At 48.7% G+C, this 16146-nt stretch carries 9 protein-coding genes; 8 read left to right on the forward strand and 1 reads right to left on the reverse strand.

From position 1 onward, the window contains the following. Positions 1 to 10 precede the first annotated feature (10 nt). Complete coding sequence (locus AAC007_RS01770) at positions 11 to 1444, reverse strand: M48 family metalloprotease (RefSeq protein WP_295877776.1); 1434 nt, start codon at positions 1442 to 1444, stop codon at positions 11 to 13. Between the two features lie 475 nt (positions 1445 to 1919). On the opposite strand from AAC007_RS01770, the gene AAC007_RS01775 reads away from it, so the two are divergent. From AAC007_RS01775 to AAC007_RS01810, 8 genes are all read left to right on the forward strand, one after another. After that, entirely contained in the window at positions 1920 to 2150 is a 231-nt protein-coding gene (locus tag AAC007_RS01775) for a sulfurtransferase TusA family protein (protein WP_339674383.1), read from the forward strand. Positions 2151 to 2192: 42 nt separating this feature from the next. Next, the gene (locus AAC007_RS01780; RefSeq protein ID WP_219044699.1) at positions 2193 to 3278 is read left to right on the forward strand and encodes an AI-2E family transporter; all 1086 of its coding nucleotides are present in this window, start codon (positions 2193 to 2195) and stop codon (positions 3276 to 3278) included. A gap of 67 nt (positions 3279 to 3345) precedes the next feature. Next, positions 3346 to 6195, forward strand: a complete 2850-nt coding sequence (locus AAC007_RS01785) for an insulinase family protein (RefSeq protein ID WP_339674384.1) — start codon at positions 3346 to 3348, stop codon at positions 6193 to 6195. A 385-nt stretch (positions 6196 to 6580) separates the two neighbouring features. Next, positions 6581 to 9226, forward strand: a complete 2646-nt coding sequence (gene aceE / locus AAC007_RS01790) for a pyruvate dehydrogenase (acetyl-transferring), homodimeric type (RefSeq protein WP_295877775.1) — start codon at positions 6581 to 6583, stop codon at positions 9224 to 9226. A 20-nt stretch (positions 9227 to 9246) separates the two neighbouring features. Further along, positions 9247 to 10959, forward strand: a complete 1713-nt coding sequence (gene aceF / locus AAC007_RS01795) for a dihydrolipoyllysine-residue acetyltransferase (protein ID WP_339674385.1) — start codon at positions 9247 to 9249, stop codon at positions 10957 to 10959. 630 nt (positions 10960 to 11589) lie between these two features. Beyond that, positions 11590 to 12717, forward strand: coding sequence for a hypothetical protein (locus AAC007_RS01800; protein WP_339674386.1), 1128 nt, complete (start codon positions 11590 to 11592; stop codon positions 12715 to 12717). A 5-nt stretch (positions 12718 to 12722) separates the two neighbouring features. Continuing rightward, positions 12723 to 14405: a DUF4105 domain-containing protein gene (locus AAC007_RS01805; protein WP_339674388.1), complete on the forward strand. Its 1683-nt coding sequence runs from the start codon at positions 12723 to 12725 to the stop codon at positions 14403 to 14405. A 3-nt stretch (positions 14406 to 14408) separates the two neighbouring features. Beyond that, positions 14409 to 15584, forward strand: coding sequence for a hypothetical protein (locus AAC007_RS01810; protein WP_339674390.1), 1176 nt, complete (start codon positions 14409 to 14411; stop codon positions 15582 to 15584). The last annotated feature ends 562 nt before the right edge of the window (positions 15585 to 16146 follow it).

Here is a 16146-nt window from a genome sequence, read left to right on the forward strand (position 1 = left end):
TAAAGGTGCCCTATAGTCGCTTCAGTTTTTCTTCCATATCAGCTATGTCTTTTAGTCGCTGGCGAATTCGGCTTTGCTCAATATGATTGTTGCCAGTGCGCTCATAGCCATAGCGCAATTGCTGTTTGGCGCGCTCAAATTGGCCGACAAGAATAAAGTACTCGGCGCGGGCGAGGTGGACACCCAAAATATTGCCGGCTAAGCCGCGGACCTCTGCCAGTTGATACCATAGATTGGGATCGTCAGGTCGCTCCTGCGACTGCCTACTGAGTAGAATGTCAGCTTCGTTGTAGCGGTTGGCCTCTTGAAATACCTGCGCTAACTCCATGGTGTAAGGGTTGTTGCCCGGCGTAATAGCCAGTTGATTACTCAGCATGGCAATCGCTTTGTCATACTCCTTTTTACCGATAAGAATATCGGCCTCGGCAATGCGGTAGGCGATTCGCTGGCCATCGTCCTCGAGTAAGGGGGCGAGTTTTTGTGCCGCCTCATCCCAGCGCTCTAGTTTGATCAGGGCGATGACTACCCCGTAGCGATGGGCCTCGCCGTTAACACTATTCGTCCCAGACCAGTTTTTAAGTAGATCCTCGGCATTATTGCTATGAAATAGCGTGGCGCGCATTTTCATCAGCTGATAATTGAGGTTGTCGGTATATACCTTGCGCGGATACTGGCGGGCGCGGTTTTTACTGTCGCTGACACGGCTGTCCGTGAGGGGGTGGGTGAGCAGAAACTCCGGTGGCTTGGAGCGCGCATACCGCAGGTTTTTACCCATGTTTTCGAACATCGCGGGCACCGCGTTGGGATCCATACCCGACTTGGCCAAGGTTTCCATGCCGAGGCGATCCGCCTCTTGTTCATTTTGCCGACTAAAGCGCAGCTGGCTGTCGAGGGCGGCGGCCTGGGTTGCGGTGATGGCAGCTATGCCGGCATCGGCACCGGCGGTGGCGGCGAGTACTACGCCGGCCAGTAGCCCCGCTAAAGTGGGAATAGTACTTTGCGCAGATTTGTCTAGCGAGCGAGTAAAGTGGCGTTGACTGATGTGAGCGATTTCGTGGGCGAGCACCCCGGCAAGCTGGGCCTCATTGTCGGTGTTCAGGAATAAACCGCTGTGAACGCCGATTACGCCGCCGGGCACGGCAAAGGCGTTGATCGTCGGGTTATCTACCACGACGGTTTCGAGGCGCCGATCTTTGAGTTCGCTGTTAGATACCAGTTTGTATAGCAGTGACTCGATATAGTCCTGCATCAGGGGGTCATCAACGGTTTTTACGCGACTGCGGAACATTTTCAGCCACATCCTGCCCAAGTCGTGCTCTTGCTGGGCGGAATAGCGCGATGCGGTAACGTCTCCTAGGTCAGGTAGATTATCTGAGGAGTTGTAATCAGCTGTGCTAAAGCTTGCGCATAGCAACAGGCCAATACCGAGTAGATGTTTAAACACTGTCAATCTTATATACCTTACATCGCGGAATCTGGGGCACTTATTCATCATACAAGAGCGCGTAGCCTATGACCCTATTAATTACGAAAAGTGTTAGGGCCTGTTCACACTAATTCGATTATCACTGCTGGCGGTCATTTTTGCTTCCAGCTAGCGGAGCGCCGCCCGGGCGGCAGTCGCGCCGTTTAGTCATTCTAAACAAGTGATTGAGAGCCTGCCCCATGAGTGTAGCGAATGCTTTGGGTACAACAATGCTGGGGGCAAAAATGGCACCAGCCCTTCGGGTTGTGGCTAAAAAAGCGACACTCCGCGTTGCTCGTCGTTTATTTGGAGTCACCAAACTGCTTTCCTCGCTCCTAGATTGACGCTTTTTTAGTCACAACAGTGACAATCGAATTAGTGTGAACAGGCCCTTGCTTGGGACTGCCACCATCGCAGGCTATACTAGCCTTTTATTGTGTTATGCCACGGAATTATGACTGATATAAATGTCTTTTTGGACGCCATGGGCCTAGAGTGCCCGCTGCCCTTATTAAAAGCAAAGCAAGCGCTTAATCGCATGGCTAGCGGAGAAGTGCTAGAGGTTTTAGCAACGGATGCTGGTTCTGTGCGCGATTTTGAGGTGTTTGCCAAGCAAAGTGGCAATACCTTATTACTAAGCGAGGATAACGACGGCACCTATCGCTATCTATTTGAAAAGAAGTAACACTGCCCGATTTACATCACTAATCTTATAGGAACCTCAGTCATGCTGGGTATTGTTCGTTCATGGTTTGATCGCCTGTTTGCAGAAGAAGAAACCGTGGTCTTACTGCTGTTAATTGTCGCTTGTCTACTGCTGATGCTGACTCTCGGTAATGTGCTAGTGCCTATTGTTGCCAGTATTGTGCTGGCATTTATGATGCAGGGAATTATTGCGCGTCTTAGCAGTATGGGCGTGTCCCACTGGCTTACCATCACCATTACCTATCTTGTTTTTGTGGGCGTTTTCTTTGGCGTGCTGGTGGTGTTATTACCGTTGGTTTGGCAGCAGCTAACTAATTTATTCCAGGAATTACCCACCATGCTGCGTAAATTGCAGCAGTTATTATTGTTGCTTCCCCAGCGCTCAGAGATGTTCACCGAGCAACAAATTCGAGACTGGATGGCCCTTGCAAGCAAGGAGCTGGGGTCGGTAGGGCAATACTTGCTAAGCTTTTCGATCGCGCAGCTGCCTAATGTTGTCGGCTTGATGATTAACATCATACTTATTCCAATTCTGGTGTTTTTCTTTCTGAAAGATAAGGCAACAATTCTCGCTTGGCTGTCGAGTTTTCTGCCGTATCGGCGCCCTCTGTTGAACGCGGTTTGGGCCGAGATGAATGTTCAAGTTGCAAACTATGTGCGCGGCAAAGCAATCGAAATTGTCATTGTCGGGTCTGTTTCTTATATCGCATTTGTCGTAATTGGCTTGAATTACTCCGCCTTGCTGGCGCTCGCCGTGGGGCTTTCCGTTGTGATTCCCTATATCGGTGCGGCGGTGGTGACTTTGCCGGTGTTGTTGGTCGGTTTCATTCAATGGGGTTGGGGCGGGGAGTTTTTGACCCTGTTTATTGTCTACAGCGTGATCCAAGCGCTAGATGGCAATGTATTAGTACCACTGCTATTTTCTGAGGCAGTGAATATGCATCCGGTCGCGATCATAGTCTCGGTGCTGGTATTTGGTGGAATTTGGGGTATGTGGGGTGTGTTTTTTGCGATCCCCTTGGCCACCTTGGTGAAGGCGATTTTATACGCTTGGCCGCGACCAAAGATTCCGGAGCCGGATGTTAGCGAGCTATCAGTGAGTGAGTAAGCGAGACAGGGCTTGGGCTGTGATTCGCGTAGGGCGTCGAAAGCGTAAACAATTTTAAGGACCGTTTGTGAAATATTTGAAATCTCTTGGTGTGTTGGTATTTGTTTTTCTGTTGGCGGCTTGCAGTGGATTGGGTTCCGACTGGCTGGCTGAAAAAAGTGATAGTAGCGCGGTTTTAAAACCGGCCAGCGATCAACGGGAATACCGCTACGCGGAGCTTGAGAACGGTCTAAAAGTGATGCTGATTTCCGATGCCGGTGCAGATAAGGCGGCGGCATCGCTAGACGTCAATGTGGGGAGTCGCCAAGACCCCAGAAATTATCAAGGTTTAGCCCACTTTTTAGAGCATATGTTGTTTTTGGGTACTGAAAAATACCCAGAAGCTGGCGCCTATCAGGCGTTTATCACTGCCCACGGAGGCAGTCACAATGCCTTTACTAGTTTTGAACACACCAATTACTTTTTTGATATCAGTGCCGATTCTTTAGCGCCAGCGCTGGATCAATTTGCACAATTTTTTGTGGCGCCCTTGTTCAATGCAGAGTACGTGCAGCGTGAAGTCAATGCGGTGAACTCTGAGTACCGAGCCCGGATCCGCGATGACGCACGTCGAGAATTGTCGGTATTCAAAGCGCAAGTCAATCAAGCCCATCCCTTTGCAAAATTTTCTGTCGGCAATCTCGATACCTTGCAGAGTACCAACGAGCTTGCACTGCGGGAACAGCTGCTCGAATTTTATCGCAAGAATTATTCCGCCAATATTATGACCTTGACGGTGATAGGTAGGGAGTCACTCGACGAGCTAGAGGCGATGGTGCTGCCAAAGTTTAGCGATGTTAAAAATCGCAGCCGGCATCTTGCGCCGATTACAGAGCCACTTTTCACGGCGGGTGATTTGCCGCGTTGGGTGAATATTCAGCCGGTGCAAAATCGTCGTTCGCTATCCATAAATTTCCCGGTGCCAGACGCGGAAAAATACTGGCACAACAAGCCACTTAACTACATTGGTAATATTCTTGGCCACGAAGGCAGCGGTAGTTTGCTGTCCGTTCTAAAAGCGCGGGGCTGGGCTGACAGCTTAAGCGCAGGGCAGAGTTTTGATTATCAGGGGGGCGCGCTGTTTGGTGTCGATGTGGCCTTGACGGTGTCCGGGCAAAAGCATGTCGATGAGATTGTCGGTTTGGTATATCAAAGCATTGCTGAGTTGCGTCTTAAGGGCGTGGAGGCTTGGCGTTTTGAGGAGCAAGCAGGGTTGGCGATGCAGGAGTTTATGTTTCGAGCACAGCCTGCCGCAATTAACGAAGTTGTGCAGTTGTCTATGGGTTTGCAGCGCTATCCAGCGCAAGAGTTATTGCGCGGCCCATACTTAATGGATGAGTATCGTCCTGAGTTACTTGCAGAGTTTTTGGCTGAAATGACGCCGGAAAATAGTTTTATTAGTCTGGTTGCACCAGGCGTAAATGCAGATATTGAAATTCCCCGCTATCAAGTTAATTACGGTGTGCGGGAGGTGACAGCGGAGCAGTTGACTGCCCTGATACCCGTGAGTACAAAGGGATTAGATTTGCCCGCTAAGAACAATTTTATTGCTTCTGACTTTGCGCTCAAAAAAGGTGATGGTTCGGCAAGCCCCAAACTGCTCGCCGATGCACCGCTGGAGTTGTGGTTAAACACCGACGATATTTTTGAGTTGCCAAAGGGCAGAGTGTATCTGCTGCTTGAATCCGAGGAGGTGGTCGCCGATGCTGATCGGCGTGCGAAAAGTGATTTGTGGCTGCGGATGGTGAAAGACCAGCTCAATGAACTTGCCTACCCGGCGCAATTGGCGGGCCTGGATTTTGACGTGTCGGTAGGCTGGCGCGGAATTCAAATCAGCGTGGGTGGCTTCAATCAAAAGCAGGGTGAGCTGCTGCGCGAATTGCTGGCGGTATTGAAAAAGCCAGAATGGCAGCAAGATCGTTTTGAGCGCTTAAAAGCGCAGCGCCTGCGCCAGTTTGAGAATGCGGCGCGCCAATCACCGTATCAACAAGTTGTGGCTGAATTACCGCGGATGTTGAATCTTGAAAACCCTGGATTAAAGGCCCACGAAGCCGCAACCAAAGCCGCGACGATGGCGGCAGTTGCTGATCATGCGCAGGCAGTGATGGGGCAGTTGCATTTGCGGATGATGGTCGACGGCAACTTTAGTGAAGACGACGCCAGGTCGTTGGCAGAGGTAGTGACCACGACGTTGCCGACGGTAACGGAAAGGCGTTCTCCGTCGCAGTTTATAAGTCATCTTCCGGTGGGTACGGTCGTGCGGGAAATCGACGCTGAACACGATGATAGCGCGGTACTGCTCTATGTTCAGAGCGCAGTAAAAGGTCTGCAGGCGAGGGTGGCAATGGGCCTGAGTGCGCAAATGTTGAGCGCGGATTTTTATCATCAACTGCGCACTCAAAAGCAGTTAGGTTATGTGGTGAGCGCCAGCGTTTATCCCCAGCGAGAAGTGGCGGGGATGATCTTTTTAGTGCAGTCGCCGGTAATGGATCCCGCATCGGTGCAGGCTGAGATCAACGCCTATATTCAGCAGTGGCTGAAGACCGGGGTTGATGAAGCTAGTTTTGAAAAGCATAAAGCGGGATTGTTGCTGCGCCTTGCAGAGCAGCCTGAAAATTTATGGGATGCGGCCAGTCGTCACTGGCAGGATTTATTGGATGACTACCTGAAATTTAATAGTCGAGATTTATTGGTTCAGGCCTTAACTGATTTGAGCTATGCAGATTGGTTGGCGGTCACTCAGCGGGATCTGGGCGCGGCACAACGCGCACTTTTGGTCTATAACGCCGGTAAGTGGCCGCAATCACAGCCAAAGGGCAAGCCTAGTGGTGAGCCTGCACAATTTAAAGAAGCACTGCCGTTTTATCGCTTTGAGTGACGGGGTGTTGCTGTGACATTGGGCGTAAGCCGTTGTTTTTGATAGATTCTATGATGATGTTTTAATAATTTATTCATATAATAAATAGTTACATTTAGTTGATTTATGGTTGAAAAGCTGTGAGAATTTCCATCGCTCAAAGTCTGTAAACCAGACCTTGAGCGATGGAATTAACCCTGTATTCGGGTGTTCGCAGGCTCAAAAGGCCTGTGCTTAACCCAACTGGGCCAGGTGATAACCGTCACTCACAGGCTGATTTTAAACACACGGAGCTGATCGCTCTCCGGTGAATCAGTTGTAAGCGGAGCACATCCAAGCATCATGCTTGCTGGTCTAGACAGCCCACTGTATTGGTAAAGGACTGTGTATGTATCAAGACCAAGATTTGCGTGAAGATCTCGATCCCCAAGAAACCCAAGAATGGCTTGAAGCCCTTGATGGTGTCCTTAAAAACGGTGGTCGCGCGCGTACTGCATTTTTAATGAAACGACTCGCCAAGCACGCGACACGTGCGGGTACTGAACTTCCTTCCGCAATTACCACCTCTTTTCGCAATACCATCGAACCCAATAATGAACGTCGCATGCCGGGCGACTTGTTTATGGAGCGCAAAATTCGCTCGATGATTCGCTGGAATGCCTTGGCGATGGTGATGCGTGCCAATGACAATAACGAGGGGTTGGGCGGTCATATTTCGAGCTTTTCCTCATCGGCAACCTTGTACGATGTGGGCTTTAACTACTTTTTCCGTGGCGGTGAAAAGGCCGATTTAATCTACTATCAGGGCCACAGCTCACCTGGCATGTACGCGCGCTCCTACCTAGAGGGCCGAATAGATGAGAAGCAGCTCGATGGCTTCCGGCGTGAAGTTGATGGCAATGGCTTATCTTCGTACCCACATCCTTGGCTAATGCCAGATTACTGGCAGTTCCCAACAGTGAGCATGGGCTTGGGACCGATTCAGGCGATTTATCAAGCCCACGTGATGAAGTATCAGCAGAGCCGTGGTTTGGTTGATCACGGCGATCGCAAGGTTTGGTGCTTTATGGGTGACGGCGAGAGTGACGAGCCAGAATCGTTGGGTTCTATCGCGCTGGCTGGCCGTGAAAGTTTGGATAATCTGATCTTTGTTGTGAACTGTAATTTGCAGCGGCTGGATGGGCCGGTGCGCGGTAACGGCAAAATTATTCAGGAGCTGGAAGGGGTTTTCCGCGGCGCAGGTTGGAATGTTGTCAAAGTTATTTGGGGGCGTCACTGGGATAAATTATTAGAAAAAGATACGACTGGTTTATTGCGTCGCCGTATGAACGAAGTGGTAGACGGCGAGTTACAAAATTACAAAGCCAATGGCGGTGCGTATACCCGCAAGCATTTCTTTGGCAAATACCCTGAATTATTGGAGTTGGTCAAAGATCTCTCTGACGAAGATATTATGTATCTCAATCGCGGTGGTCACGATCCTTATAAGGTGTATGCAGCCTACGCGCAGGCAATGGAGACCAAAGGTCGCCCCACCGTTGTGTTGGCGATGACCGTAAAGGGATACGGTTTGGGCGAAGGCGGTGAAGCGCAAAACGAGGCGCACTCAGTCAAAAAACTCGATTTGGAAGAACTTAAAAAATTCCGCGACCGCTTTGGCGTGCCAATCAGCGACGACGATTTGAAATCCGTACCTTATTATCGTCCTGCGGAAGACAGTCCTGAAATGGTCTATATGCGCAAGCGCCGCGAAAAGCTCGGCGGTTTTTTACCCGCGCGCCAAGCTGATTTTCAGGCGGTAACAACACCTGCGCTAGAGACCTTTAGCGCGCAGCTAAAAGCCACGGGCAAGCGCGAAATTTCGTCTACCATGGCCTTTGTGCGTATTTTATCCAGTCTTGTAAAAGACAAGGAAATTGGTTCTCGGATCGTCCCCATTGTGCCGGATGAAGCCCGTACCTTTGGTATGGAAGGTATGTTCCGCCAGCTCGGGATTTATTCCTCGCAGGGCCAGCGGTACACCCCGCACGACTCCGATCAGGTCATGTACTACAAAGAAGATAAACAGGGCCAAATTTTAGAAGAAGGCATCACCGAAGCTGGCGCGTTTTCAGCGTGGTTGGCAGCGGCGACGTCGTATAGCAATCATCACTATCCGATGATTCCATTTTATATTTTTTATTCTATGTTCGGCTTTCAGCGGATTATGGACCTTGCTTGGGCTGCGGGTGATTCCCAGGCGCGGGGCTTCTTGATTGGCGCCACAGCGGGACGGACCACCTTGAATGGTGAAGGCCTTCAGCATCAGGACGGGCACAGTCATTTAATGGCGAATATGATTCCAAACTGTGTGTCTTACGACCCTACCTACTCCTATGAGCTGGCGGTGATTATTCAAGATGGCATGCGGCGCATGTATCAAGACAAGGAAAATGTCTTTTACTACGTCACCGTTATGAATGAAAACTACGGTCACCCGGATATGCCGGAAGGCTGCGAGGCGGGCATTGTAAAAGGCTTGTATTGCCTTACCGCATCGACGGTTAAGAAGCCGAAACTAAAAGTGCAGTTGATGGGTAGCGGTACTATTTTGCGGGAAGTTGAAGCGGCTGCGGCAATCCTAAAAGCGGATTATAAGGTTGAGGCGGATATCTGGAGCGCAACCAGTATTAATCTGTTGCGTCGTGATGGTCTGGATTGTGAGCGTTGGAATATGCTGCACCCAGAGAGTGAGCCGCGTGTGCCTTATGTGACCGAACTGCTGCGCGGCAAGCAGGGACCGGTAGTTTGCGCAACAGATTATATTAAGTCCTATGGCGAGCAGTTGCGTCCGTATATAGAGGCGCGTTATGTCGTATTGGGTACTGACGGTTACGGCCGTTCAGATACCCGCGCCAAGCTTCGTCAACACTTTGAAGTGGATAGGCAATATATTGTGATTGCGGCGTTAAAGGCCTTGGCTGATGATGGCCAAATTGCTTTGAGCGAAGTGACCAAAGCCATCAAGGCCTTTGGTTTAGACGTGGATAAAATCAATCCGCTTTCTCGCTAATCGTTGATAAGGATTTTTTTGTGGCTAAAGAAACGGTAAAAATTCCTGATGTGGGTGGCGGAGATGTCGACGTCATCGAGGTATGTGTAAAAGTTGGCGATGTAGTCGCGAAAGAAGACTCGTTGATTGTATTGGAGTCGGACAAAGCGTCGATGGAAATTCCCTCGCCACTGGCCGGCAAGGTGCTAAGTATTAGTGTTAAAGATGGCAGCACCGTGCATGAAGGGGACGTCATTCTTGAGTTGGAAGTAGAGGCTGGTGCGGCTACCCAAGATACTGAGGAACAAGATACTAGCGAGCAAACTTCGGCAGAATCTAAATCTGCAAAAGCTGACAAGAATGCAGACGCAGAAAAAGAGAAAGAGAAAGAGAAAGAGAAAGAGAAAGAGAAAGAGAGGGAGAAGGAGAGTCCCGCGCCTAAAGCAGCTAGTGCTGAAAAAACAGTGTCGACGGACTTGCAGCGCGAGACTGTGAAAGTGCCGGATATTGGCGGTGGCGATGGTATTGAAGTAATCGAAGTCTGTGTCGCCGAAGGTGATGAAGTTAGTGAGGGTGACTCTTTAGTTGTACTGGAGTCAGATAAAGCCTCGATGGAGATTCCCTCACCGTACAGCGGCAAAATAATTTCCCTGGCAATTAAAGCTGGGGACAGCGCCAAGCAAGGTACAGCCATTGCAGAGATTGAGTATCAGGCATCGGCGGAGGAGGGGGCGGTGGAAGAAGAGCCTGCCCAAGCCGACGCTGAGCCTGAAAAGCCGGCTTCGCCAGTCGCAGCCTCTGCACCACCGTCAGCAGCAAAACCAACTGCACCGGTGTCACCCTCTGTGGTTAGTCACGCCGATGTATACGCTGGCCCAGCAGTGCGCAAGCTTGCCCGCGAGTTTGGTTTGGAGTTAGAACAGGTGCCGCCTAGCGGCCCGCGCGGACGTATTTTAAAAGAAGATTTGCAGCAATTTGTTAAAGATCTCGCCACAGGTAAAGGGGCGTCGACGGGCACAGGGATCCCCGCTATCCCGGAAGTAGATTTTAGTCAGTTCGGCGAGATTGATGTGCAGGCACTGAGCAAGTTACACAAACTCACGGCGGCGAATATGCACCGGAGTTGGGTGAATCTTCCTCATGTTACCCAGTTTGATGACGTCGACATTAGTGAGCTAGAAGACTTCCGCGCCAGTGTTAAAAAAGAGGGCGAGCAGCGCGGTGTAAAACTGACGCCACTGCCGTTTTTGTTAAAGGCAGCGGCCCTGGCCCTGCGTACATACCCTAAGTTCAATGCCTCGCTAAGTGCAGACGGCGAAAGCATGATCTTCAAAAAATACGTCAATATTGGCATTGCGGTGGATACCCCGGCAGGCCTGGTTGTGCCGGTGATTCGCGATGTCGATAAAAAATCGCTGTGGGAATTGGCTGCAGAGTCTGCCGAGTTAGCGCAAAAGGCCAAGGATCGTAAACTGAAACCCGCAGATATGCAGGGCGGATGCTTTACTATTTCTAGTCTTGGTAGCATCGGCGGCACCGGTTTTACACCGATTATAAATGCACCTGAGGTGGCGATTATGGGCGTATCTAAACTTGCCGTTAAGCCGCAGTGGAATGGCAGCGAGTTTGTGCCACGCAAAATGCTACCGGTGTCTTTATCCTATGATCACCGCGCAATAAACGGCGTCGATGCCGGGCAATTCTTCACCTACCTGGGTGAGTTGCTGGTGGATATACGGCGTTTGCTATTGTAATTTCCCTCCTCTAAAACCACAGGGCGCCATTGTTCCGCGCCCTGTGTTGTTTTTCTCCTTCGACGCCGATTATTAAAGGTGGAGCCCCGGTATTGGAGGGGAACTACAATTTACAGACAGGTTCTCTTAATTGGCTGTTGGCGCCATCTAGTTAGAAGAAAGAACAACTTTGTGATGCGAAGGATAGGCCTAATGGCGCTCGCGTATCCTGGGGTGCCTACCGTTACGAATGTCTCTGTAGCGCGGCAGGCCTGACTAAGGCTGGAGGTAATCAGCAGTAGGTAAGTGCGGCTCTATTCTAAGCCATCAATTTAAGCCCGGTCCTACAGTCTGGAATTTTGAATGACTGATTTTTGATCTCCACCAACCATCTGCTCGTTCTTGGATCGTTGTGCAGTCGCATTTTCAGTGCCTCCTCCCCTATATTGGGGAGGCCCATTCCCTTATTAATCGTTAAATTACGCACAGAGCTCTAACGCCAAGCCTGCGGTGATTAATTCTGTCACCTTTGGGAATTTTCTTACGTCCATATTCTATCTTGTTGTGTGATTTTCCTTGGGTTAATCATCAGGCGAGCGCATAACAAGTCTGCTTGAACATAAATCGACGTGTATTGAGATGGTATAAATAATGTCAGTAAAAGAACTAATAAATAAATGCAGTATCCCCCTCATTTTTTCGCTGTTTGCAATTTCATATGCTAGTGCGGAATCTGTATTGCGCGTTAAATGCAAGGATTCTGCTAGCGATGCCGCTGTTTTTATCAACGGTAAATCGTACGGCAAGTGTCCTGCGGATATATTCTTAGACGCCGGTGAGATTTCGCTCCGAGTTGTTAAAACGGTCGACGCTGAGCGTGAGCGAGTTTTCGAAACTACCTTGATGCTAAGAGATAACCGGCCGGAAATAGTTAATGTGGTATTGGCATCTCCACAGTTAAACCAAAAAGCCGCGAAGGTCCAGGCTCAAGAAGCATTACAGAAGGCCAAGGACGGTGATATCGCTGCCATGCAGCAAGTGTCTGACTTCTATGAGAAAGGATTAGGCTTGGTTAAAAACGCAGAGAACGCTGAATATTGGTCTCGTCAAGCCATAGATAAACAAGATGAAAATGCGGCGAGGGCGATTTTGACACGCGCGGAGGCTGGTGATATTGACGCCATGGCGCAATTAGCAACTCTTTATGAGCAAGGTCAAGGGGTAGAGAGAAGTGAGGCCGAAGCGCAATTTTGGCAACAAAAGCGTGAGCAGGCTATTGCTGTATTAGAAAACCAAGAAACCAGTCGCGTATTAGCGTTAGCTAAAAAAGGTGATATCGCTGCTATGCAACAAATGGCAGAGTTTTACCGTGAGGGTAAAGGGATCGATAAAAGTAGTGAAAAAGCGGCTGAGTGGGAGGCCAAGGCTGCAGAGGAAAAGGTGCAGCAAGCTCTGGCTAAAGCGAATCAAAAGAGAAAACAAGAAGTTGAAGCAGAGCTTTGGGGTTATCAATCCGGTAAAGCTTATCTGAGCGGTTTTATAGCTGCGGGTAAAATGGTTGGTATGGATGCTAAGGCTGGAGATACCAGTGCTGCGTCCTCAATAGTGACATTTTCACCAACCGTACTTGTGGTAACGGCAGTGGGGCTGGCAACGGACCTTGTATCGGCACCGTTTAATGCCACAACGCATCGGCAATTACAAAATGAATTGAATGCTCGTGCAGCGGTATGGGATAAACCCAACTCAATGGTAGCCAAAGCCTACGCACAGCAGTAATTTTTATGCCTTATATCTACGTGAAAGCGCGATTGCTGATCGCGTTTTCCCTAGTGGCTCTACTCAGTGCGGCCTGCTCGATATCGCCGCAGATAGCCCAAGAGCAACTGTATATCATTCTGTCCGCTGAGAATGGTATGCCGATTATTCAATTCGATCGCAATCTTTCTACCCTTTCTGTTGATCGCCAAATCTTAATAAAAATGGCGGCCGCAGCAGACCTAAATGCAGAACAATGGTTGTTGAAAAATTTTGATAAGGCTGATTTGAAAGGCTTGTCAGAAGATGCTGGATTTGAAAAATTAGCAGATATTGTTAGTGATAATGATCTAGATGCTAAAGATGTGTATTGGTCAGTATTAGCTCGATATATCTCCAAGGCTGACTTTGCATGTAAAGAACCACTGTATTATCAGTATTTTCAGGCACGCTATAATTTATATGAAAAAGAGGTAAGTTGCGAAACGGCAATCCCGTTCAATGTGCTATCGCGTTACTCCGCGAATAATATTGTTTATGTTGACCCAAAGCGGCTGCGAGATATTCACGTCGTATTCGCCAGCAAAGATGACAATATGATGTCCAAATTTGGTCATATTTCTCTTCGGCTGGTTATTTGCCCGCAGGAAAATAGTACTGATGCGGAGTGCGATGCTAATTTGTATCAACACATAGTCTTGGGGTATATGGCCCATGTTGATGATATAAAAATTAATCGTTTGAAAGGTCTGTTCGGCGATTATAAAGCCTACCTCTACGCCAATAGCTTTATGGATGTGTATCAAAAATACACCATTAGCGAGTTCCGCAATATTTCTTCCATGCCTTTAAAATTAAGCCAGCAAGAGCGGGAGGGTATGCTTAGATCTTTGGCTGAAATTCACTGGGGGTTCGCTGGAGATTATAAATTCACTCATCGCAATTGTTCTAGCTTAATGCAGTTGGCGTTGTCCGCAATGTGGCCAAATTTTTCCGATGAATTGTCACTGCAGACTCTTTACTGGCGGCCAGATTCGTTTTTCCAGGCACTGCAAGCGACGGCTATAGCTACTTCTTCAGCACTTACCGATTTAGAGCTGGCGGAAGAGGGCGGTTTCTATTTTGCCAGTACGGAAGCTATTTATAACAAGGCCTTCGACGTTGTTAATGAAGCTATGCAAGATCATAGATACTCGTCTCTTAGTGATTATTTATCGACTAATCCTATTTTGCGGGATAACGCTGTTCAAGAAAATACAAGCTATATAGCTAGACTGCAAAGTGATGCATATCTACTCGAAGCGCAGCTGTTGCTCGAAGAACTTAGCCTGGTTAAATTCGAGTCAATAATGAATGCCGAGATGGGCTATTTTTTTAGCAAGTATGGTGTGGCGGAGATTGAAGCGCATATGCATCAGAGTATGAGTTCCGAGTCTTATGTGGCATTTTCAGAATGTGTACTTGGTCCCCTGCGAGAAAGAATTAAGCCTATCAAACGCCGCGATGGCATTCCGGATTCGCTTGAGCTCGCAAGCGAATCGACACGTAAATCCTGTCAAGCAGAAGATAAAGCGAAGTTGTTGAAGCAGGTCAACCTTTATTTGGAGTCATTAGACCCAGAGGCGTGGGCGGATGTGAAGACGGCTGTATATTATTGGGCGGAGATTATAAATAATATTAATAGTTACAAAGAATTAGGAAATAAATAGGCTATGTTTCGAAAGTATATTGTTTTAGCGGTACTATTTTTTTCTCTGCCTACTTTAGCTGCTGATGCAGAAAGTCGAATGAGATTATTACAGCAGCTAGACATGTTGGATGAGCTTGAGTTTCAAGGGCAGGTGGATGAGGCTAGGGAGTGTATAGCAGCCCGTAGCTTTAGGTGTGCTGAACGTAGTATTCACGCAGCGGACGACTTGTCAGTAAATAAGGAGCAGGAGGCGGAGGTATCTTTATTAAGGCGGAGTCTGAGCAATGAACGCATTGTATTGCGCCGTGAAGAGCAAGAAGAAAGGCAGAGGCGTCTTGCTAGGATAGAAAGAAGGGAGCAGCGTGAGCGGGATGAAGAGCGAAGAAAGAAAGAGAAGTGGCAAGAAATAGCACGTTTGCAGCAGGAAGAACTTAATCGGCCATCAACAAGTGCGGCAGCTTCCTTGTATCAAGCATTGGATCGCGTTAATGCGAGTGTACCTAGTATTGAGGAAACTTCCGCAAACCTGCAGCAGCAAATTAATAGAACAAACCGCGAATACGCGCAGGCGAAAAGGAATCGGGAAGCCGAAGAGAGGGCTTATCAAGCTGAGCAGAGCCAAGCGCAAGCACGTATAGAGCAGCAGCGACGAGATCGAGCGCGACAAGAGCAGGCACGTATAGAGCAGCAGCGAATCGACCGCGCTCGACAGCAGCAGGCGCAAGAGCGAGAGGCAGATTTTGCAAGACAAGTTGCGCTGGCAAAGCAGCGAAAGCAAGAGCAAGAAAAACAACCGGAAAAATATCAGCTTGTTGTCGAGTCGCTCGCATTTTGCTGGGAGCACGACACCAAAAAAGACCATTGGCGCTGCCGTGGGCCCGGTCACAATAAAAGCTTGGCTAATGACGCGACATCCCTTTTCGAGCCTGGCCTACTGCAACAAGCGCGGTTAGCTGGTTGTTTGAATGCCAGTGATTATTATAAACAAGCGTGGAAATACGATGATAAGTCGGGCTACGTGATGCATTGCCAGAAGGCGTTAGCAGAGAGCGATGCGGACCTTGCTAAGGATTACGGTATGCCTGGATATATAAGGGTGAAGCGCAAAATTTATAAATGTAGCTACCCAATTCAGAATAACTGTGCGGTATATATGCAAGGCGCTGGCGATGTCGCTAATCGGCAGATTGTTCAATGATGCCCAGGCCGTTGCGATGTTTGCTGCCACTAAGATACAGCGCCGCCATTGAAGTGGAAAAAATGAAGCGGTTGGGCCTGATTGACTTTCGATAAATTTCACTCCGCTATTTAGGGAGGTCGATACTTCAAGCAATCTATAGATTGCTTGAAGTAACCGTCGAACGGTTGCTTCTCACAATAGCATCGCGCTTGTTGATTGGAGTTCCAAGTCGCCATGCTCGAGTTGCTAATATTTGAATAGCGCCTCAGATATCGATATTTTTTTGGCAAAAAACAGCTGCGCTAAGGTTTACGCCTTCGTTCTATATTAGTACCCTTTACTGAACCTCGCGTCAGATGCATTTAACTAACAGTCAGCAGGTTCTACTGTGATTCTGACTACAGTGTCGTTTTCACCATGAAAATACTTATTTCTGTTCGTTTTTGAGATTGAACCTTGAGGGTTTCGATGTAGTTGTCCAACAGTAAATTTAGTTTGTGGGTATGGGCGATTTAGATCGGTAAAAACATATATAGATGGCGTGCTAATTACTTTATGGCGCTAGTACAAAAGATTTAAC

Origin of the sequence: uncultured Zhongshania sp. (assembly GCF_963975605.1) — a bacterium.
GTDB lineage: Bacteria > Pseudomonadota > Gammaproteobacteria > Pseudomonadales > Spongiibacteraceae > Spongiibacter > Spongiibacter aquimaris.